Annotated in this window: 21 protein-coding genes, 1 tRNA gene and 1 pseudogene; 9 read left to right on the top strand and 14 right to left on the bottom strand. The window is 51.1% G+C overall.

Annotation, left to right across the window (positions count from 1 at the left end; all coding sequences use genetic code 11):
• Together trxB and trxA are read right to left on the bottom strand one after the other, a co-directional pair.
• Window positions 1-945, bottom strand: a complete 945-nt coding sequence (gene trxB / locus AC0LWM_RS26105) for a thioredoxin-disulfide reductase (protein ID WP_474677953.1) — start codon at window positions 943-945, stop codon at window positions 1-3.
• A gap of 33 nt (window positions 946-978) precedes the next feature.
• Window positions 979-1,305, bottom strand: a complete 327-nt coding sequence (gene trxA / locus AC0LWM_RS26100) for a thioredoxin (protein ID WP_474677952.1) — start codon at window positions 1,303-1,305, stop codon at window positions 979-981.
• 247 nt (window positions 1,306-1,552) lie between these two features.
• Between trxA and AC0LWM_RS26095 the strand changes: the two genes are divergently transcribed.
• The gene (locus AC0LWM_RS26095) at window positions 1,553-2,233 is read left to right on the top strand and encodes a GntR family transcriptional regulator (protein ID WP_474677950.1); all 681 of its coding nucleotides are present in this window, start codon (window positions 1,553-1,555) and stop codon (window positions 2,231-2,233) included.
• Between the two features lie 186 nt (window positions 2,234-2,419).
• A tRNA-Arg gene (locus AC0LWM_RS26090) sits at window positions 2,420-2,496 on the top strand.
• 64 nt (window positions 2,497-2,560) lie between these two features.
• Here the strand turns inward: AC0LWM_RS26090 and AC0LWM_RS26085 are convergent.
• The 8 genes from AC0LWM_RS26085 to AC0LWM_RS26050 form a co-directional block, all read right to left on the bottom strand.
• A complete protein-coding gene (locus AC0LWM_RS26085) occupies window positions 2,561-3,073 on the bottom strand; it encodes a phosphotransferase enzyme family protein (RefSeq protein ID WP_474677949.1) in 513 nt (170 codons plus the stop codon).
• Between the two features lie 213 nt (window positions 3,074-3,286).
• Window positions 3,287-3,727, bottom strand: coding sequence for a toxin-antitoxin system TumE family protein (locus AC0LWM_RS26080; RefSeq protein ID WP_474677948.1), 441 nt, complete (start codon window positions 3,725-3,727; stop codon window positions 3,287-3,289).
• Window positions 3,717-4,343 carry a hypothetical protein gene (locus AC0LWM_RS26075; protein ID WP_474677946.1) on the bottom strand — a complete coding sequence of 209 codons (627 nt, stop codon included), beginning with the start codon at window positions 4,341-4,343 and terminating at the stop codon, window positions 3,717-3,719. The genes AC0LWM_RS26080 and AC0LWM_RS26075 overlap by 11 nt, the downstream gene beginning before the upstream one ends.
• A gap of 164 nt (window positions 4,344-4,507) precedes the next feature.
• Window positions 4,508-6,388: an ABC transporter ATP-binding protein gene (locus tag AC0LWM_RS26070; RefSeq protein ID WP_474677945.1), complete on the bottom strand. Its 1,881-nt coding sequence runs from the start codon at window positions 6,386-6,388 to the stop codon at window positions 4,508-4,510.
• Window positions 6,385-8,199 carry an ABC transporter ATP-binding protein gene (locus AC0LWM_RS26065; protein ID WP_474677944.1) on the bottom strand — a complete coding sequence of 605 codons (1,815 nt, stop codon included), beginning with the start codon at window positions 8,197-8,199 and terminating at the stop codon, window positions 6,385-6,387. Before AC0LWM_RS26065 ends, AC0LWM_RS26070 begins: the two co-directional genes overlap by 4 nt.
• Window positions 8,200-8,286: 87 nt before the next feature.
• Window positions 8,287-8,961: a sensor histidine kinase gene (locus AC0LWM_RS26060; RefSeq protein WP_474677943.1), complete on the bottom strand. Its 675-nt coding sequence runs from the start codon at window positions 8,959-8,961 to the stop codon at window positions 8,287-8,289.
• Window positions 8,962-8,963: 2 nt separating this feature from the next.
• Window positions 8,964-9,674, bottom strand: coding sequence for a LytR/AlgR family response regulator transcription factor (locus AC0LWM_RS26055; RefSeq protein WP_474677942.1), 711 nt, complete (start codon window positions 9,672-9,674; stop codon window positions 8,964-8,966).
• A gap of 35 nt (window positions 9,675-9,709) precedes the next feature.
• Window positions 9,710-10,045: a MerR family transcriptional regulator gene (locus tag AC0LWM_RS26050; protein ID WP_474677941.1), complete on the bottom strand. Its 336-nt coding sequence runs from the start codon at window positions 10,043-10,045 to the stop codon at window positions 9,710-9,712.
• Between the two features lie 162 nt (window positions 10,046-10,207).
• On the opposite strand from AC0LWM_RS26050, the gene AC0LWM_RS26045 reads away from it, so the two are divergent.
• The 3 genes from AC0LWM_RS26045 to AC0LWM_RS26035 are packed head-to-tail and all read left to right on the top strand — an operon-like array spanning window position 10,208 to window position 12,107.
• Entirely contained in the window at window positions 10,208-10,441 is a 234-nt protein-coding gene (locus AC0LWM_RS26045; protein WP_474677940.1) for a tautomerase family protein, read from the top strand.
• Window positions 10,442-11,080, top strand: a complete 639-nt coding sequence (locus AC0LWM_RS26040) for a hypothetical protein (RefSeq protein WP_474677939.1) — start codon at window positions 10,442-10,444, stop codon at window positions 11,078-11,080.
• Window positions 11,064-12,107 (top strand): zinc-binding alcohol dehydrogenase family protein, encoded by a 1,044-nt coding sequence (locus tag AC0LWM_RS26035; RefSeq protein ID WP_474677938.1) that lies wholly within the window; start codon window positions 11,064-11,066, stop codon window positions 12,105-12,107. Before AC0LWM_RS26040 ends, AC0LWM_RS26035 begins: the two co-directional genes overlap by 17 nt.
• Window positions 12,108-12,184: 77 nt before the next feature.
• On the opposite strand, the gene AC0LWM_RS26030 is transcribed toward AC0LWM_RS26035, so the two are convergent.
• Together AC0LWM_RS26030 and AC0LWM_RS26025 are read right to left on the bottom strand one after the other, a co-directional pair.
• The gene (locus tag AC0LWM_RS26030; RefSeq protein ID WP_474677937.1) at window positions 12,185-13,282 is read right to left on the bottom strand and encodes a DUF1648 domain-containing protein; all 1,098 of its coding nucleotides are present in this window, start codon (window positions 13,280-13,282) and stop codon (window positions 12,185-12,187) included.
• Window positions 13,279-13,680, bottom strand: coding sequence for a GntR family transcriptional regulator (locus AC0LWM_RS26025; protein ID WP_474677936.1), 402 nt, complete (start codon window positions 13,678-13,680; stop codon window positions 13,279-13,281). Before AC0LWM_RS26025 ends, AC0LWM_RS26030 begins: the two co-directional genes overlap by 4 nt.
• A 202-nt stretch (window positions 13,681-13,882) precedes the next feature.
• Here AC0LWM_RS26025 and nagZ point away from each other — a divergent pair, with 202 nt between their 5' ends.
• The 3 genes and pseudogenes from nagZ to AC0LWM_RS26010 form a co-directional block, all read left to right on the top strand.
• Window positions 13,883-15,205, top strand: a complete 1,323-nt coding sequence (gene nagZ / locus AC0LWM_RS26020) for a beta-N-acetylhexosaminidase (RefSeq protein WP_474677935.1) — start codon at window positions 13,883-13,885, stop codon at window positions 15,203-15,205.
• Window positions 15,206-15,364: 159 nt separating this feature from the next.
• On the top strand, window positions 15,365-15,955 hold the full coding sequence (locus tag AC0LWM_RS26015) for a GNAT family N-acetyltransferase (protein WP_474677934.1): 591 nt from the start codon (window positions 15,365-15,367) through the stop codon (window positions 15,953-15,955).
• A 6-nt stretch (window positions 15,956-15,961) separates the two neighbouring features.
• Window positions 15,962-16,111: pseudogene (locus AC0LWM_RS26010) on the top strand (class I SAM-dependent methyltransferase); the annotation flags it as partial.
• Window positions 16,112-16,207: 96 nt separating this feature from the next.
• Here the strand turns inward: AC0LWM_RS26010 and AC0LWM_RS26005 are convergent.
• Window positions 16,208-16,603, bottom strand: coding sequence for a VOC family protein (locus AC0LWM_RS26005; protein ID WP_474677933.1), 396 nt, complete (start codon window positions 16,601-16,603; stop codon window positions 16,208-16,210).
• A 20-nt stretch (window positions 16,604-16,623) separates the two neighbouring features.
• Entirely contained in the window at window positions 16,624-16,998 is a 375-nt protein-coding gene (locus AC0LWM_RS26000) for a VOC family protein (RefSeq protein ID WP_474678037.1), read from the bottom strand.
• 202 nt (window positions 16,999-17,200) lie between these two features.
• On the opposite strand from AC0LWM_RS26000, the gene AC0LWM_RS25995 reads away from it, so the two are divergent.
• On the top strand, window positions 17,201-18,952 hold the full coding sequence (locus AC0LWM_RS25995) for an RNA polymerase sigma factor (RefSeq protein WP_474677931.1): 1,752 nt from the start codon (window positions 17,201-17,203) through the stop codon (window positions 18,950-18,952).
• The last annotated feature ends 80 nt before the right edge of the window (window positions 18,953-19,032 follow it).

Genomic DNA, 19,032 nt, shown 5'->3' with positions numbered 1-19,032 from the left:
TTAAGCGTGAACGTGCTCCAAAGATTCAAGATATTTCTCGGCATCAAGCGCAGCCATACAGCCACTGCCCGCCGCCGTAATCGCTTGGCGATATTTGTTGTCTTGCACGTCGCCGCAAGCGAAGACGCCCGGGATGTTCGTTTGGGACGTTCCCGGCTTCACGATCAGATAGCCAAGCTCGTCGGTTTCGAGTTGTCCGCCCAAGAAATCGGTGTTCGGCTTATGGCCGATCGCAACGAAGATGCCGTCGGTTTCGAGAATTTCCTCTTCGCCCGTTTCGTTGTTTTTCACTTTCAGGCCGGTAACGCCTTTGTCACCAGCAACGACTTCAAGCGGCGTGTTGTTAAGGCTCCACTTGATTTTTTCGTTGGCGCGAGCGCGATCCTGCATGATCTTGGAGGCGCGCATCTCGTTGCGGCGATGGACAAGGCGCACTTCGGAGCCGAAACGCGTCAAGAAGTTCGCTTCTTCCATTGCGGAGTCGCCGCCGCCGACTACGATTATTTTTTTGTTGCGGAAGAAGAAACCGTCGCATGTCGCGCAAGCGCTGACGCCGCGTCCGAGGTTTTCCTTCTCGTTCGGAATGCCCAAATATTTGGCCGATGCGCCGGTCGAAATAATCAGCGTTTCCGCCGTCAATTCGCCGATGCCTTCTACGCTCAGCTTGAACGGACGCTGCGACAGATCAACGGAGTTGACCCAGCCGGAACGGAATTCCGTGCCGAAGCGCTCGGCTTGTTTTCTCATATTATCCATCAATTCCGGTCCCATGATGCCTTCCGGGAATCCAGGAAAGTTTTCCACTTCGGTTGTTGTCGTCAATTGCCCGCCTGGCTCCGGTCCTTCGATAACAAGCGGCTTCAGATTGGCGCGCGCCAAATAAATAGCGGCGGTCAGTCCTGCAGGCCCTGTTCCGATAACGATCGATTTGTACGATGTAGACATTGGATTTCCTCCCTCTCTATTCGCTTGCTCGCTTTACGCTTGCCCGCCGGCCAGCGCTACGATTTTGTCTTTCAGCTCCGCTTTCGATTTCAGGCCGACCATTTTGTCCGCCAGCTCGCCGTCTTTGAACAGCAGCATCGTCGGAATGCCGGTAATGCCGTATTGCATTGCGAGGTCGCCTTCGTCATCGACGTTTACTTTCGCCAAAGTCGCTTGGCCTTGCAGCTCAACCGCCAATTCTTCAACGATCGGAAGCTGGACTTTGCAAGGTCCGCACCACGGAGCCCAGAAGTCGACGAGCGTTACGCCGGATTTGATTTGATCTTGAAACGATTCTTTTGTTAATGCTACTGCTGCCATGGGGAATTCCTCCTTAAGTATATGTTGACTAGCATTCACCAGTTGCATAGTTATTTAGTTAACTTGTTATTATCATATGCTTTTCCGGTCGCTTTGTCAACCTTTGTTTGGTGCAATGGTGCAGCACGTCTACACCTATTTATAACATATTTCTGCTCGCGGCGCGCTCTGCCACTTGATTTTTCTTCCGCAGTTCATTAAGCTTAGGTTAACTGAATTACTAGGTAAGTGAGAAAGCTGGTGCAAGATGATGGAACTTTCAGGAACGTTGTTCAAAATCGATCCGAATTCACCGTTGCCTATCAACGTGCAAATTAAAGAACAAATCAAATGGCTGATCGGCAAAGACCTGCTGAAGCCCGGCGATACGCTGCCTTCGACGAACCAGCTCGCGGACCAATTGTCGATTAACCGCAATACGATCCAGTGGGTCTATTCGCAGCTGAAGGAGGAAGGACTGCTCGTCATCCAGAAAGGCCGCGGCACCCAAGTCGCCGGCGATACGAAAATCGAGGAGTTCAAGAAACAGCACCGCTACTTCGGCTTGATCGAGCAAACGATTAAAGATGCTTACGAAGCCGGTTATGATCCGGAAGACGTGCTGCTGGCCGGATTCGCGTATATGCAATTGTTCGGGCAGCCGGGCAAGAAGCAGTTGAAATATCTTTTTTTCGAATGCAAAATGAGCTCGTGTTTCTTCTACGTGGACGAAATCAAGCGAATGTCCTCGGCGGACATCCAGACGATCGACATCTCGGCCCCTCCCGATACGGTCAGCACCGCCATTGCCGGCGCCGACGTCGTCGTCACGACGCTCGATCAGGCGGATACGGTCAGAGGGTTTCCGGAGTCGGCTAAGAAGACCGTCATTACGGTTGGTTCCGCCAACGACGTGTCGTTGCTGCTGAATATGCTGCATCCGCAGTGAGTGGGCCTTAGGCGGGCCCGGCGCCAAAAAGGAAAATCGCCAAGAATCCGGTACGCCGGACTGTGGCGATTTTTTTTGACTATGGGGAGGGTTGAAGTTGCCTATTCGTTTAGTGATTTTCGCTGCATCCGTTATTCCGGAAGCGTTGCGTTCCCCTCTTCCAATATGGTATTATATATGCGCTGCGCGCCCGTAGCTCAGCAGGATAGAGCGACAGTTTCCTAAACTGCAGGTCGTACGTTCGAATCGTATCGGGCGCGCCATATTATTGCAAACCTTGTTATTGCAAGGTTTTTTGTTTTTATGAGAATAATTTGGACTTACATTTTAAAATATAGGGTTTAATTCTAGCCATTTTTTAAGCATAGCAATATCTTCGTCAACATTTCTTATGACAGCAGAATCTCCCCATGTATCAGAAAAATATGAAACGTATAGAGTGCCAATATTAAAAATTCTTCTGAAAGGAATAAAGAGGGCAATAGAATTTATTTCACCGTCACTCATTGCTCTAACCTTGTTATATCCTTTTAAAAATTGATCCCTGCGTTGTTCTCTCTTTTGCAATTTTGTAACATCACATCCCATGCCAAAAGGAAAAGCGTACATTGAAATATCATATGCTCTCCAACCACTCCCACAGAAATCAAAATCAATTAGGATAGGATTGTTGTTAGCGTCAACCCGTATATTCCCACTATAAAAGTCGCCATGGCACATGCCATATTGTGGCTTTTCGAGAGTTAAGCTTGCTAATTTCTTTTTTACATGTTTCGCAACTTCCTCTAAAAAGTCTATGTCAAAATCATAAATCGTTGAAAAATGTCTTATCGCGTTCATAGAACGATCTATAAACGAATTTTCAAAGTGCATTTGATGATAAAGTAGATACCTCCAGCGGGAAAAAATTATCCATTAAAAAATGATCTCCCTTCTATAATTTAGAAGATTATTATTTCACGGTAGTTATAATTGCCCTTCTCCCTCACGCATTTCTTAATTGTAATTCTCCTTAATATCATAGGATTGCCGTATCATCATAAGGAAGTTCTATTACCGGAGCTTGTCCGCTTGTTTCTGCTTATCGATCTCCATATGTATTTGTATTGTTTCGGCAATTGTATAAAGATCATGATGACCAAAATTAGGATATCGCCTTTCCTCATTTATATCAATAGGCTTGTGATGCATATGATCGGGCTCGGTTACCGTCTGTTGCTGCTTGTGCTCATGAGGTTCATTATGCCACTTCCACAACTTCCCACGTTGATACTCCCAGTCATATTGATACTTTTTCTTTATCCCTGTCTTGGTGTCAAGCAATTCGAAAACCGTCATGTATGAACCATCCACGAATTTGACCGTCTTCCGAACAATTGGCCCCTTACTCGGCTCCTCTCCGAAAAAACCATCCTCAATGGACTCGATCAGATCAGGGAAGGAACGTTTCAAAAAATCAAAATTCGTCCCGTAGAGCTCACCATTACGCTTCATTCATTTCCCTCAACTCATCGAGCAAAGCAAGCCAAATAGATGCATCACGTTCTTCTTGAACCGAACGATTCATCTTCGCCGCGAGAGTCATTTCATATGTGCCGCCGTATTTTTTCATTAACCGGGTTATCTCGTCCAGCACGGCATCACGATGTTCGCGCTCGGATAATTCGCCCGCCTGTTGTTCCTGCAGTTGGAATTCGTACATCGTCACCACTTCCCGAAGTGGCAGTGCCTCACCCGTTCTCATCGAAAAGGACAACGTCTCGGGAATGCGATTATGCTTGTTATTTCCCTCGCGTTTGTAGCCTAGAAACCGCCCCTCGTCAATCCACTTATTAACTGCTTGGACCGAGACGCCGAAGAGACGAGCCAGTTCTCCCGTCGTATAGGCCCGAACCGGTTGCGCCTGATTTACCGTCTCAGCCATCAGAACAATCAATTCTCGAAGATCCTTTCGATTCTCGATCTTCTTACGCAGGCTTGTAACCATGATATAATCGTGCAGCATATTGCTGAACGCCTGGTAGAATTCAGGGTCAGTTTGTTTGATTGTCTTCTCGAAAATAAGTTCACTCTTCTCAACGACAAGTTCAAGTTCTTGCTTTGTAGACACGAACATCACCTCTATCCCCATCTTACCATTCTTAAACCAGAACTTCAACTAAAGTTAAACCCAAACATCAACTGGTATGCAAACAAATAAACCGCGACCCATGTTCACCCGAACTTGGATCGCGGTTTTTTATCAACTTTGCTGCTAGTGCTCCTTCCACCCGTTCACATACTAGAAGCTTCCGCATAATACTGCGCTTGCGCATGCCAGAGCTCATGGTATTTCCCGCCCTTGTCGGAAACCAGCTCCTCGTGGCTGCCTCGTTGAATCACCCTGCCTTCGTGGAACACGGCGATATTGTCGCAGAAGCGACAGCTCGACAAGCGGTGCGAGATATAAATTGCGGTTTTGTTGCCGACGATTTCGTTGAATTTCGCGTAAATTTCGAACTCGGCGATCGGGTCGAGCGCGGCGGTCGGCTCGTCGAGGATGATAAACGGCGCTTCCTTGTATAGCGCGCGAGCCAGCGCGATTTTCTGTGCCTCCCCGCCAGAGATTTCAACGCCTTTTTCGTCGAAGTCCTTGTATAGGCATGTTTCCGTTCCGTCAGGCATTTCGCCGTATCGTGCGCCGAATCCCGCTTCCGCAAGGCAAGCTTCCACCTTCGTCCTGTCGTAATCGACCTTGGCGGCGACATTCTGGCCGAGGCTATACGAGAACAGCTTGAAATCCTGAAACACAACCGCAAAAATCGACATATACTCTTCGTAGCTGTACTTCTTGATGTTGACGCCATTCAGCAATATTTCGCCTTCCGTCGGGTCGTACAGGCGGCATAACAGCTTGATGAAGGTCGTCTTGCCGCTTCCGTTCATGCCGACAACCGCTAGCCGCTCGCCGACTTTGAACTTCAGCGATACGTTGCGCAGCGTCTCGGTTTCCGAAGCAGGGTACTTGAACGAGACGTTTCGAAACTCGATTTCGTACTCGTTGTCGCCATCTTCGCATAATGCCCGCTTCTCGACGGGAAGCGTGCCTTGGTACATCCGCGAAGGAACATCGAGAAAATCGAAGTAAACCTTCATGCTTTCGTTATTCGCGCGAAGCGTGGCAAGCTCAGTCATGAAGCCTGTAAAAGCGCCGGTGAATTCATTGATGCTTCCCACATACCGCACAATTGAACCGACACCGAACAATCCCGTAAGCGCCTTTAATCCGACGAAAAGGTAGACCAGAGTCGTGATCACAACAGTTGAAATCGTTGTCATGCCCTCGTACTTCATTTGACTTTTAGACAATTTGTTCATGACAACATTAGCGTCACCCAGTAAAACCATTGATTCGCTTTCGATCAATGCCTTCTGATTGTAAATCCGAATATCTTTTCCTGCGCGATAGCCAGGAATATAATTGTTCAAATAATACAAGAAGATCCGGTTGATCGGGATGACTTCATGCATGATTTGATACATCTTTTTTGTAACGGTTGCGTTGGCGTACATACTGATGATCACGTTTGCAACAATGCACAAGCCCAAGACGATCGAGAAGATCGGCGATGCCGCAAAACCGTATATCCCGGACAATTCTTCATCGGTGTTCAGCGTAAACAACGAGAACGTAAGCGATACCGAGAAGACGATAATGAACAGGCATCTGATCATCCCTTGAAAAGAATCAACCAGCCGCCAAACCCCTGCATTGTTCATATTGCGGACTTCGTTAATCTTTTGTCTCAAACGGTGCGTCTCGGGATTTTCGACACTGGTGTAGTCCATGTCTATAATTTTTTGGCTCAATACCATTTCATATTTATGTTCAAGCTCCGCCCTCAAAATATGATTGAATCTATTCATCGATGCGGTAAGCAAAGCAACTATGAAATTCAGCGATAGGGTGACGGCAGCATATTGAAGGAGAAGCTGAAAAGGTTTCCCACCCACGATTCCGTCAATAATAAGCCCGGACATATAAATATTGATAAAAGGAGCGATGGCATCAAAAATCCCTTTGACAACAAGAAGAGATAGTAACCACGGACGGAGTCGGCGGATTTCCCGCAGCCCTTTGACAATATAGCGAATATCCTCGATTAGACGCGTCATACTCCCACAACCTCCTTGTAATAGTGACTTTGGAGATTGAACATATCGGCGTATTTGCCCCCAAGCCGCATCAGCTCGTCATGGGTGCCCTCCTCCGCGATTTCGCCGTTTTCAAGAAAAAGAATCCGGTCGCAAAAGCGCGTGCTGGACAAACGGTGGGAAATGAATATCGAAGTTGCGCCCGATGTCAATTCGCTGTACTTCAAATACATTTCATTTTCGGCAATCGGATCAAGCGCTGCCGTCGGCTCGTCAAGAACGATCATATTTCCGCCTTTGTACAGTGCTCTTGCCAACGCAAGCTTTTGTTTTTCTCCACCTGATAAATCGGTTGCGTGATCGTGAATGCTTTTGAGCAGCAAGGTGTTTTCCTTGTCCGGCAGACCTTGTACCTTCTCATAAAGTCCCGAAAGTTTGAGCACCTGTTCAAGCCTCTCGTTGTCGATAAGCTGCTCCTCGCATAAAGCGATATTTTTCGCAATCGAAATCGGCATTAAAGAGATGTCCTGGAAAACTACCGATAATAGCTTGTAATATTCGTCTCGGTTATACTCGGTTATATTGACATTCCCTACCTTAATCGTCCCCTCGGTCGGTTGATATAGACCGCATAGCAGCTTGACCAGCGTCGTTTTACCCGCTCCGTTAAGTCCGACCAGCGCGATTTTTTCACCTTGCTTCACTGTAAAATTCAAGTGCTTCAAGGCATTGCCTTCACTATTCGGATAACTAAAAGAAACATCGTCGAACTCAATTTCGGGGGAGTGATCCGGCAATTCTACGCCTTTTCCGCGATTGAATCGGTCCGGCATATCGAGAAATTCACGTATGTCGCAAAAACCGAGACTTGTTGCCTGAAGCGCATTGTACGATCCGATCAAACCGAGCAACCACCCGGAGTATTGGGAAATCAGCGCAAAATAGAACACAAACTCCGCCGCCGTAATCCCGTTTTGAGTGATTTGGTAAATTAAAACGCCGTACGCGGCGCCGTCTCTGGCAAAAGTCATGACAGCTCCCATCGCATCGATGGCAAAACCGCGTTTTTCGGTTTTTTGGGTCCAGTGCATCCGATCTGCGAGCAGCTTTGCGAATACGTCTTTAAACCAGCCGGACATGCCGTAAAGGCGCATATCCTTGGCAACCTCAAAATCGCCGGCCTTATTGCGGATGTATCCGAGCTTCCGATCGACCGGCACCCAATGGTCTTTATTTCGATGCACCCAATAATTATGTGCTTTATTCACATAATAGCTCGCGACGGTCATCCCGAAGAGCAGCAGCACAAGCCACGGGCTAAGCGCAACGATCAGAGCCGAATAAGTGACAAGACCGATCGCATTGGAGCAAATATTGACGAATTGAGCGAAGATTTGCTGGGTTCCGCCGTTGCCGTTGTCCAGCGTACTTAACGCTTTTTGCATTTTGGTCTGCCCGTCAGGGTTTTCGATGTTGTCGTAGTCCGTATCCATGATTTTTTGATTGCACAAAAGAATGTACAAAAAACGGTTGCCGTTCGCTCTCCAATAGATCTTTGTGCTGACAAAGGTATTTAGCAAGTGAAGCGACAATAATGCGGCGGATATACCCAAAACATAAGCAATCAAGGTGCCTACAGACGATCCTTTCGATACAAGCTCTACAACGTACCTGGATAGATAGGCTGCAAGCAGCGGCAGCAGCACGACGATCGGAATACGGGCAACCGTCGTAAATAACAGCGTTTTGTCCAACTGCCACGATTTTCGAAGCAGAAATACGATATTGCTCGGCAAAGAATATAAGGGCTTCGTTTTTTCCTTTTTCTTCATCGACCCGCCTCCTTGCCCTCAGAGTAGCATACCAAGAAGTATGATTGCCGATTGTTGCACGAACGGTCGGTATACGAACACGAACGGTTACAGCGGAAGCATAACCTCCGTAGCGAACACGCCTTCTTCGCTCTGGCGGTTGACGTATCCTTCGTATTTATCCGCGATTCGGTCGATCCGCATGAGCCCGAAGCCGTGGGTGGCGCTGTCCTTGGTCGAGACGAAGGTTGGACCGCTCCGGATCACTTCGCCGCCGACGGAATTTTGTACGGATATATACAGTTGTTCTTTTAAGACGCCGATATAAACGCGGATAAAGCGTTCGGATCCTGTCGGTTGTTTCAGGCACGCCTCCATCGCATTATCTAGCAGATTTCCGATAATGACGCAAAGATCGATCTCGGAAATTTGCAGCTCGCTTGGCACGGTCGCCTTTGCGTTGATGGCTATATTCCTCGTTGCAATAAGCGAAAGCTTGCTGTTCAAGATTGCATCGACCATGACATTACCTGTCTGGAGGACGGTATCGACGGCGGACAAATCGCTGTCCAGCTTATTTAAATATTCGTCCAGATCGGCGGTTTGACCGAGCGCGAGGTGCGCTTTCATCGTCTGGATGTGGTTATGGTAATCGTGCCGCCAGCCGCGCATTTGCTTGTATATGTTCTCTACCTCGTCGTAATGCTTGGTGATCAGGTCCTTCTGATATGCGGAGATACGACGATCAAGCATTCGGCCAAATAGTAAATTCGCAAGCCCCATCATCATTCCCCTTTGAAAAATCGGATAAAAGCTTGATTGACCTCGTCATACGAGCGGCGTGAAAGCGGTATCGACTTGCCGTTGTCGAGAATGACCTCGATTTTGGTGATGCGCTTTACGTACTTAAGCCCGGCGATGTAAGATCGGTGGCAGCGGATAAAACCGTCGCCCAGCAGGCTTTGGATTTCGCTGATGGATTGCTTCGCATCGTATCGGTCAGCTGTCGTCGTAATCGCGACAGAATGCCCAAACGCCTCGACGCAGAGGATATCGCTCATCGGAATGCGTACGCTCTCGCCTGCGATGTTCAGCATCATTGCGCGTTCGATTTTGTTCCGTTTTTTGCACGCCTTATCAAGCACGGACAACAGCTTCGCTTCACTCACGGGCTTCATGAGATAATGCAGAGCCGACACCTCGTAGCCTTCCGCGATGAAATCCGGAAAGCCCGTAATAAACACGATTTGCACCGCTTCATTGTCGCGGCGTATATGCTGCGCGAGCTCCACGCCGTTCATTGTACCCATCTCGATATCGAGCAGAAGAATGTCATAGCTCTTATTTTCGGCATACCGAAAAAGAAGCGCTTCGGCGGATTCGAAGGCTTCAATGACTGCGACTTGCTTGTTCGCCGCGGCCCACTTATTTACGAGCATCGTCAAATATTCGATTTCAACCTTTTCGTCGTCGCAAATCGCGATATTGTAGATCATGTCTTGTCCTCCGCCCGATGTCGTCTCGGCGAGTTTTATTTCGTTCGATCGGCAAGCTTGGCGAAAGCATCATTAATTGTTTTCATCCGTACTTCGACTTTCTTGGCAGCCGCATCCAATGTGAATCCGTCGTCCAACAGCTCTTTGACGAGGAGAATTTTTTTGATATTTACATAATCGTACTTCCGCGTCGTTCCCTCGCCCTCTTTGGCGGAAACAATAATCCCCTTCTCCTCCCAATACCGTATCTGCCTCTGCGGAACGCCCGTAATATCCGATACTTCGCCGATGCCTACAACCAATTTGCCTAAAAGCTCAATATCCCATAAGAAGCTTTCCGCTTGTTCATGATTATTGTGATTATCGCTCATCATTCGCACCTCGTGTATGCATTTTCATGAAGATATTTTACATGAAGCAATTTTTATTTACAATGGTAGTTCGATTATTGACAATGATTGTAGATTTGTTACAATATGCGTAGCGAAATTACATTCGGTGATTTTGCTAATAAAAATTAGGGAGTGTATGTCATGCCGATCATTAACGTGGATTGCTGGGAAGGCTTTACTGCAGAACAGAAGAAACAATGGATCAAGGAACTGACGGACACTACAGTCAATCTGTTTCATCTTCCTCCGGATAAAGTACTGGTTATCCTGCGCGAAACGTCTCTGGACAATTGGGGCCAAGCAGGAACGGTCGCATCCGACCCGGATTTCTTGCCGAAAAGCCGCATCACGGAGAGCAGTCCGGTTGGGAATTAGATGAGCGTCATGATCAATTTTCAGCCCCCTATCCATAGCGCCGTGGCGCCCGGCTATCAAGAAGCGTTGGATCATGCAATTTCATTGCTGCCTTTGCCGGACAATTATATGTTACAAACGGTCCAGCTGCAGAAACAAAACACGGCTGAGGTTTGGCTGTTCCGATACGTGAAAATGAACGGAATCAACAGTGGGCTTGGAGGCGAACATTTTTCGTTCGTCGTCGAGAAGGACACCCATGCGATTCTCGGATTTACTTGGATGGACCACCGCCTTCGCTCAGGGTCGCTGCCGACCCCGGAGGAAACAAAGGCTATTGCGGAAGCCTTGTTTAACCGTATAGAACCCGGAATGTCCGGCCGCCTGCACAATCTCTGGATTGACCGCCACGACGAAGAGATCACAATCACGGATGAGCTGGGCAAGCAAGCGAAATGCATCATCCCGGGCATGAAATATAAGTGTTATTGCCGGGAGAGCAACAACTATGCCTGGGTCATCGTAGGGACCGGCGGACGTATCGTTACTTTTGAACAAGGCATCGAGTGGCGCAACGGGCGCGTAACGGAAAAGTGGCTTCATGACAGCTGGCTGCGGAGGTTCGTGGGCGGGGACGGGGGCGATGAACGAAATGGTTAAGCCTGAAACGATGAAAGCGGTCGGATTCTTCAGCCCGCTCCCTGTATCGGAATCGGAGTATCTTGTTGACCTGAGAATCGATATCCCGAAGCCTGAAGGCAGGGATTTACTCGTCCAAGTCAAAGCTGTTTCGGTGAACCCCGCGGATGTGAAGAGCCGGTCGGGGAGAAAAGCAGAATCCTCGGAGCCGATCATTCTTGGATGGGATGCGGCAGGTATCGTGGTAGAGACCGGCCCGGATTGTACTCTATTCAAGCCGGGCGACGAAGTCTATTATGCCGGTTCGATTGACCGCCCCGGGTGCAATAGCGAATTCCATCTCGTGGACGAACGAATCACCGGACGAAAACCGAAGACATTAAGCTTTGCAGAGGCTGCGGCGATGCCATTAACCTCGCTTACAGCCTGGGAGGGTCTATTCGATAGGCTGGGGATCAGCCGAAATGCATCGGATAATCGGAACAAATCTATTCTCATGATTGGCGCTGCGGGGGGCGTTGGATCCGTCGCCGCTCAGCTTGCCAAGTATGCCGGTCTTACCGTCATCGGTACGGCCTCCAGAGAAGAATCCATCCAATGGGCCAAAGAGTATGGAGCCGATATGGTGTTGAATCACAACGAGGCGTTACAGCCTCAGTTGAGTGCTTTAGGTTTTGCGCATGTGGACTATATCTTCTGCCTTAACGATACCGAAGCCCATTGGAATTCCATGGCCGAAGCCATTCGCCCGCAAGGCGCGATCTGCTCCATTGTCCCGGTTCAGCAGCCCGTAAACTTAGGATTGCTCTTTGCCAAGAGCGTCTCCTTCCACTGGGAACTTATGTTCACCCGCGCCAAATACCAAACCGATGACATGATCGAACAGCACAATTTGCTGAGTGCCGTTGCCGAGCTGATTGACTGCGGAAAGGTAAAAACAACGATGGCTCAGCTACTGAAGCCGATTAACGCCTTAAACCTCCGGTTCGCGCATGAAAAAGTACGTGCAGGCAATAGGGTCGGCAAGCTTGTGCTCGAACAGTTTTAATCATGTGCCGCATGGCAAATAAACCGCGATTCCATGTCCTTATAGACAAGGGATCGCGGTTTCGACTTTCGCTTCGATTATCCTCCCGATGTTGTCGCAACAAGCACGATTATTGCTACCGGCAAGAGCAATATCACGCCCATGAACACCCAACTGAACGGCCGGGCAAAATTCAACGTCCAACCGATCCCGTAACGCTTCTCGACGAACAATGACGAGTCGTCGGCGTTATAGTAGAACAAGCCGCCGCGCCAGTGCCGGTCGTCCGTCATGACCGATCCCATCGGCTGGGCGAGTCCTTTCTTGTTCAAGATCAGCATGAATCCGACAATGCCGACAGTCATCGCGAGCGGCAATAGGATCACGACGATATCGATGCCATTGATCGTCAAGGTGTACAGCATTTCGGCTTGAATGTAGCCGAACAGGGCCACGATAAGCAAGCACATCACGAATAGAAATATGGAATTCAAGCGCCGGGCTTGCAATTGTTTGTCCCGGGAAGCTTCCGGCTGCTTCGGATCGAGCTGCTGCCTGGTTCTTTGGATAACGGCATTAATGCCCATAAACATGCCGATGAGTCCGACTTGAATCAAATTCAGCGTAAATACGCTGCCGAACGTCCTTGCGGAATATTTGTCCGGCTTGCCGTCAATGCCGAAGTGGGAGGCAAACGGATCCGGAATGTTGTCCCATTGCACGATGGCCGTTCCGGCGCATAAGGCGACGATGAGCAGCGGAATCAGAAACCAGCCGTTATGCAGCACGCTGCGCTTCTCGCGGAACCGCAGATCGGCGACCCGGCGGGTCGCGTCGGTCGGGGCCGCCCATCGCCGCGATGCCTTCAGCTTCAGCGTCGAACTACGGCAAGCCACCATGGCGGCAAACGAGCCTAGAAGCTGAACGCTCAGCGTCGTGCCGAATACGGCGATCGGCATGTTGTCCGCCGCGTAATACACGGCCGCTCCCGCAGCGTAACCGACAATCAGCATACTGACCGCGAGCACCGTATATTTGCGGCGAATCGCAACGACAGCCGGGTTCTCCCGATCCTCCTCGGGAACATATGCGCCGAACAACAGCATCTTGGGCGCAAGCTGCGGCATGAATACGATCGGCACTACGGCGGTCAAATCCAGAACTAACAGGACGATCCAATTCCAAATGGTAATCATCGATGGTCTCCCCCTTCATTCGGTCGGCGCTGACGGTAGATCGCCGCGCACTGCTCCAAAAACTCGGCTTCGGACATTCCCCGTACCGTCGCTTCCGCCGCCAGCGGCCGCAGCTGCTGCGTCAGCTTCTCTCGGAAAGCGGCCGTCACGCCCGGCATGCCGTCCGGCTGAACGACGACGCCTTGCTTGCGGTGAACCTGCAGGAACCCTTCCTGCTTCAGCAGCTGATAGGCTTTGTTCACCGTATGCAGGTTAATGCTCAAGTCCGCGGCCAGGCTGCGCACGGAGGGCAACGGGTCGCCGGGCTTCAACTGGCCCGAAGCAATCCCTTCGATCAATTGGTCGGCCAACTGCGTATAAATCGGAACTTCGGATTGCAGATCCAGTTCAACGAACATGTGAAGCCTTCTTTCTTCAAATGAATTAAATCTGTTATACTTATTATATAACACATAACCTAAGTATATTCAATATCCATATCTCCCGACACGATTGGCCGGCGGTTTATTCCATTAAATTGAAGCTTTTCTTGTTGGCTAATTTAGGCTAACCATGTCATACTAGAACATGTACTTCAATTTTTATGACACAGGTGATTTTATGACCAACAGATCGCTTCGCGGATGGTTTTTCGTCGCCATGGCCCTATGCCTTATCTTCATTTCGGCATGTGGCGGGTCGGACAACGAAGCGCAGTCGCCCGTTACAAAACCGCCGACAACAACTCCCGTCCCGCCAAATACGGACGCCCATAAACCCGAAGAGACGAAGCCGGACCCCGAGCCGGCGCCGGAAACGACGCCGCCGGACGAGCACGATCCGATTCGGGATATCGTCGACAGCATGACCGTCGAGCAGAAGGTCGGCCAAATCGTTCTGTTCGGCGTAACCGGCACGGAAATGAACGAACAAATCCGGCAATGGATTGCCGTCAATCGCGTCGGCGGATTTATTTTCTTCAAGCCGAACATTCAAAATTCGGAGCAGACATGGAAGCTCGTTAGTGCCATGAAGCACCTCAACACGAATGAAGGAAATAAGCTGCCGCTCTTCCTCAGCATCGACCAGGAGGGCGGCAAAGTGTCCCGGACGCCGAAGGATGTCCGCAGCTTCCCGACCAGCCAAGCCGTCGGCCGGACGAAGGACGGAAAATTCGCCTATCAAGTCGGAGAAGCGCTAGGCCAAACGTTAAATACGTACGGGTTCAATGTTGACTTCGCCCCCGTGCTCGACGTGAACAGCAATCCGAAAAACCCGGTCATCGGCTCCCGTTCGTTCGGCAGCACTACCAATCTCGTCGCCTCGATGGGAATTCAGGAGATGAAGGGCATCCGTTCGCAGAACGTCATTCCGGTCGTCAAGCATTTTCCGGGACACGGCGATACGTCGGTCGATTCCCATAAGGATTTACCCGTTGTCGAGCACGATATGAAGCGGCTGCGGAGCTTGGAGCTCGTGCCTTTCGCCAAAGCGATCCAGGAAGGCGCCGATGCCGTCATGGTTGCGCATTTGCTCATGAAGCAGCTGGATCCGGATCTTCCGGCCTCCCTGTCGCGCGCCGTGATCCACGATTTGTTGCGGGAGGAGCTTGGGTTCCAAGGGGTAATTTTCACTGATGACATGACGATGGAAGCCATCACCAAAACAATGCCGATCGGACAAGCCGCCGTCAAAGCGGTAAACGCGGGTGCGGATGTCGTCCTTGTCGGACACGATCCGGAGAAACAGCAGAACGTGCTGGATGCGCTCATATCGGCCGTAGAGGATGGCACGATTTCGGAGGAGACGATCAATGCCAGCGTCTACCGGATCGCAAAGCTGAAAATTACGGCGGAGCTCAAGGACAAAGCGGCTCCCAAGCCGGATATCGCCGGGCTGAACAAGGATATCGACGCGGTGCTTTCGAAATATTTTAAACGATAGGGTTGCAATTCATTCGGCGGTCAGGACCTAAACGGTGTCCAGGGCTGCCGTTTCTTCGTGACGTGGCAAGTTTCGTTCTAACGATCTTCCACACTCCCTTTGATTTTTGCCGGACCTATATAATGTAAAAAATAAACATGAATAAAGGAGGGCAAAGAGATGAACGAGCCCCTCACCGGCGACATAAAATCAATCTTCTACAACCAAGCGCCTGACACGCTGCGGCGGGAAATCGCAGCCTTGCTGCACCGGGTTTGGCCCGATGATGGCCCGCTGGGAGAGGCGATCCCGGCCACGCACGATCCTGCACTCGAAGCGCGTTCATTTTATTGCCGTGCTGATGGAAGAATGGTCAGCTACGCAGGTGTCGTCCGCAAGACCATCCATCACGGCGGGCAGGCGTTCATCATTGCCGGGCTTAGCTGCGTGGCGACCGATCCCGACCATCAAAGAAGAGGGTACGGCTTGCGTACGGTCGCCGACGCTACCCAGTGGATCGAGCAGAGCGGCGTTGATATGGGCTTGTTCACTTGTCAGCCGGCTTTGGCCTATTTTTACGAACGTGCAGGTGCATGGCCCGTTGTGCCGGATGTGGCGTTGATCGGCAGTCAAGACGAAGACGCTATATCCAGCGAAGCATTGGGGCTTGTTGTTTTGATGCGACTGTTTTCCGGAAAAGCGAAAGGCTCAGAATCGATGCTGCGGCATACGACCATCGATCTGGGCCTTCCTGTCGGCCAGTTTCTATGAAGATGTTTTGCACTGCGGTGGTACGGCATTGAGGAATTCAAGCTCGTTCTGGAATCGATCGGCTTTGACGACGTCGTTGTATCGGCCGATTTCGAATATGGCAAGGCTCCAACGCATGCGAACCAGACATTCGTTTTCGAAGCGGTGCGCAAGTAACGCCAAGCTACCTCCATCGAAAAGAGCGGCAGCCCGACTTGAACTACAAGTCTCGGCTGTCGCTGTTATTTACTTGCGCAGGGACGGAAACAATCGCTACCCGGCCACCGGCGGCTGGAACGCTTGAAATTTGTTGCCGTCCAGGTCGTAAAAAATAAACTGAAGCCCGCAGCCGCCTTCGTCGCGTACGTCTTCGACCTCGACGCCTTCGGAACGCAGCTTCTCGTGCAGCTGCCTCGCATCATCGACCGTAAAACAAAGGGAAAACATCTCGTAGTTGCCGCCTTCCCGCCAGCCCGAAGTCGCAAAGTTCGCCGTCTCGCGAGCAATCGCCCGCTCCAGAAACACCCATGTCCCATCCCCCAGCTGCAAAATCCCGCTGTTTGGCCCAAGCGGGCGCGTCAGCCCCAAATGCTTTTCGTACCATGCAATCGACTTCTCCGGATCGCGCGCCGGCAAATAAATGCTGTTGATTCTGTTTAGTTGGTTCATTACGCTGCCTCCTTATTATTTTAACCGCCGAAAGCAATCCGATAACCGTTCACGTCGCGCATCGTAAATTCATTCCACCCGCCGCCAAAATAAGGCCCTTTCACGATTTCTACGCCTTTCGCAACGAACTCTTCATAAATGGCGACGGCATCCCCGTAGCAGAACACATCGAAGTACAAGCCACCCTCCACCGTAGACGGTGGTCTGACGTCGCTTGCATTCGGTACGGGATGCAGAATAAAACAAACGGTTCCCCGCGTCAGATGGGCATGCCCGCCAATATCCTCGTGTTCGAAGCCAAGGCCGCGATAATACGCAATAGAACCTTGCAAATCCGCCGTCAACAAAACGACCGACGGTCCTTTCAACTCCATGTTTTGTTTTGCCGTTACCATTTCACTCAATCCGTTCTCCTCCTGTCAGTCCTATATTGGCCTACACTCTCTTAATGCCATAGCGGCACAAAACCTGACCGATTGGCGAAAAAATATTTTTGGAGCCCCAGGTCATTGCGTTGCCTGCAAAAAACTTATACATTCTTATTGTTAATAAAAATTACCAATCCGCTTATGGGTAAAATGTGGGGTCGATCATACCATGCCTTTCGAAGCTTCGGACAATGCCGCAAGCGGCGAAACGGACGAGCGCGAGCTGCTGCTTCGCGCCAAAGCCGGACAGATGGACGCGTTCAACGAGCTGTTCTTTCGCCACCGGGACCAAGCGCTCGGTTACGCCAAGCAGTTGACCCGCGACCCGCACCTCGCGGAGGACGTCGTGCAGGATGCGCTGATCAATGCTTTCCTGCACCTCGGCAAGCTGTCGCATGCCGGATTCGTCCCTTGGCTGCAGACGATCGTCCGCAACCAAGCGATGATGCGGCTGCGCCGCGGCGGACCGCACGGCAAAGAGCGCCCGTTCTCCGGCTTCGCCTCACCGGAGCGCGACGTTTCGCCCGTAGACTGGTCGAACGTGGAACACGTTGTCGACTATATGCTGAAACAGCACGGCACGACATCATCGGAGCCGGACGAACCGGTAGGCATCCTGCTGCGCAAAGAGGTGCTGCAAACGATCCGCGGCATGCTCCGCGTGTTGAGCCGCAAGGAACGGGATATTTTCGAAGCGCATTTTTTCGATCAGCTGTCTCCGGACGAGATTGCCCGTTTATTCGATACGTCGACGGACAATATTTATAAATCGTTGTCCCGCTCCAGACAGAAGCTGGCAAAGGAGCGGTTCGTCTTCGACGTGCGCGATTCGCTGCGCCACCGGCTGGAGCGTCAAGGCCTTCGCCGTCATGTGCTGCCGAAGCCGCCCGTCGCCAGCTCCTCGTATCCGCACCCGGACCTGACGTTTCCGAACGCGCTGCTGCACCTGCTGCCTTACTCCGATCAGGCCATGACAAAACACCAGCTCTACGGCTGGACGAATTACGCTTTCAAAATCAACGTCTGGAAGCAGCGCGTCGGCCCGCTCAGCATGCACGACTGGAACACGTTCAAAGCGAATGCGCTTATTAACGTCGGTTATCATTGCCGGACGATGGATATTTATAATTTCGCCTTGAAGGATCACCCCAAGAAGCCGTTTCTCATCTGGGAAAACGTTCGGCTGATCCGGGAATCGATCGATCGCGGCGTACCCGCGCTGCTGTTCGATGCGCTGCATCCCAAATTCGGGCTCGTCTACGGCTACGATGACGAGAAGCAGCTCTTCTACGCGGCCGATACGCTAGGTTACGGCGACTTTCCGTATGCCGCCGTCGGCCATCAGCGAACGAAATCGCTGTATCTCGTCGTTACCGAGGGACGGTTCCGGCTTGCGCCACAAGCGCAGTTGATCCGGCTGCTGCGGCTGATTCGCCGCCATACCCGCGGCGGGGAAGCCGTCTTCCTGTCCCAGGTGAACGGGATTGCCGCCTACGACGAATGGATCGCCTCCATTCATGGCGGAACGGCCGACCCGCTAGGCCATGCCTCGAACGTGCGGATCCTGCTGGACGCGCGAAAGTCGGCCTTGCATTTCTGGGACGAGCTTGCAGGCAGCTGGTCCGAAGGGGATGCGGCGGCGACCGCGCAGCAGCGAGAATGGATGCGCCAAGCGGCGGCGGCTTATGGCAAGGTATACAGCCTGTTCCAGCGGCTCGGGGAGCGGTTCCCCTTCCCCGACTACGTGGAATGGGATGCCAAGAACCGGGCTTTCGCAGCCGCTGCGCTCGCCGAGGCCAAACAAGCCGAAGAAAAGGCGGTGGCAGTGTTGGAACAGCTGCACGATCATATGGAGCAGCACGTGCCAAGCGATACGGTCATTCCTCAGCTCGTGCAGCCGAGTCCGTTTTTCGTATTTTAATGGGATGAGGGTCCGGCGGAATGGCCGGATTCTGACTGGGAGTTACTTTCTATCAACGTGGACGAAGGAGGAAGTGAGAA

It is taken from the genome of Paenibacillus sp. sgz302148, assembly GCF_056120465.1.
This window is presented reverse-complemented; position numbering and strand designations above follow the sequence as displayed.

Bases quoted from the DNA above. Each gene is read 5' to 3' on its own strand.
- trxB (WP_474677953.1), bottom strand. From the start codon at position 945: ATGTCTACATCGTACAAATCGATCGTTATCGGAACAGGGCCTGCAGGA.
- trxA (WP_474677952.1), bottom strand. From the start codon at position 1,305: ATGGCAGCAGTAGCATTAACAAAAGAATCGTTTCAAGATCAAATCAAA.
- AC0LWM_RS26095 (WP_474677950.1), top strand. From the start codon at position 1,553: ATGATGGAACTTTCAGGAACGTTGTTCAAAATCGATCCGAATTCACCG.
- AC0LWM_RS26085 (WP_474677949.1), bottom strand. From the start codon at position 3,073: ATGAACGCGATAAGACATTTTTCAACGATTTATGATTTTGACATAGAC.
- AC0LWM_RS26080 (WP_474677948.1), bottom strand. From the start codon at position 3,727: ATGAAGCGTAATGGTGAGCTCTACGGGACGAATTTTGATTTTTTGAAA.
- AC0LWM_RS26070 (WP_474677945.1), bottom strand. From the start codon at position 6,388: ATGACGCGTCTAATCGAGGATATTCGCTATATTGTCAAAGGGCTGCGG.
- AC0LWM_RS26065 (WP_474677944.1), bottom strand. From the start codon at position 8,199: ATGAAGAAAAAGGAAAAAACGAAGCCCTTATATTCTTTGCCGAGCAAT.
- AC0LWM_RS26060 (WP_474677943.1), bottom strand. From the start codon at position 8,961: ATGGGGCTTGCGAATTTACTATTTGGCCGAATGCTTGATCGTCGTATC.
- AC0LWM_RS26055 (WP_474677942.1), bottom strand. From the start codon at position 9,674: ATGATCTACAATATCGCGATTTGCGACGACGAAAAGGTTGAAATCGAA.
- AC0LWM_RS26050 (WP_474677941.1), bottom strand. From the start codon at position 10,045: ATGAGCGATAATCACAATAATCATGAACAAGCGGAAAGCTTCTTATGG.
- AC0LWM_RS26045 (WP_474677940.1), top strand. From the start codon at position 10,208: ATGCCGATCATTAACGTGGATTGCTGGGAAGGCTTTACTGCAGAACAG.
- AC0LWM_RS26040 (WP_474677939.1), top strand. From the start codon at position 10,442: ATGAGCGTCATGATCAATTTTCAGCCCCCTATCCATAGCGCCGTGGCG.
- AC0LWM_RS26035 (WP_474677938.1), top strand. From the start codon at position 11,064: ATGAACGAAATGGTTAAGCCTGAAACGATGAAAGCGGTCGGATTCTTC.
- AC0LWM_RS26030 (WP_474677937.1), bottom strand. From the start codon at position 13,282: ATGATTACCATTTGGAATTGGATCGTCCTGTTAGTTCTGGATTTGACC.
- AC0LWM_RS26025 (WP_474677936.1), bottom strand. From the start codon at position 13,680: ATGTTCGTTGAACTGGATCTGCAATCCGAAGTTCCGATTTATACGCAG.
- nagZ (WP_474677935.1), top strand. From the start codon at position 13,883: ATGACCAACAGATCGCTTCGCGGATGGTTTTTCGTCGCCATGGCCCTA.
- AC0LWM_RS26015 (WP_474677934.1), top strand. From the start codon at position 15,365: ATGAACGAGCCCCTCACCGGCGACATAAAATCAATCTTCTACAACCAA.
- AC0LWM_RS26005 (WP_474677933.1), bottom strand. From the start codon at position 16,603: ATGAACCAACTAAACAGAATCAACAGCATTTATTTGCCGGCGCGCGAT.
- AC0LWM_RS26000 (WP_474678037.1), bottom strand. From the start codon at position 16,998: ATGGTAACGGCAAAACAAAACATGGAGTTGAAAGGACCGTCGGTCGTT.
- AC0LWM_RS25995 (WP_474677931.1), top strand. From the start codon at position 17,201: ATGCCTTTCGAAGCTTCGGACAATGCCGCAAGCGGCGAAACGGACGAG.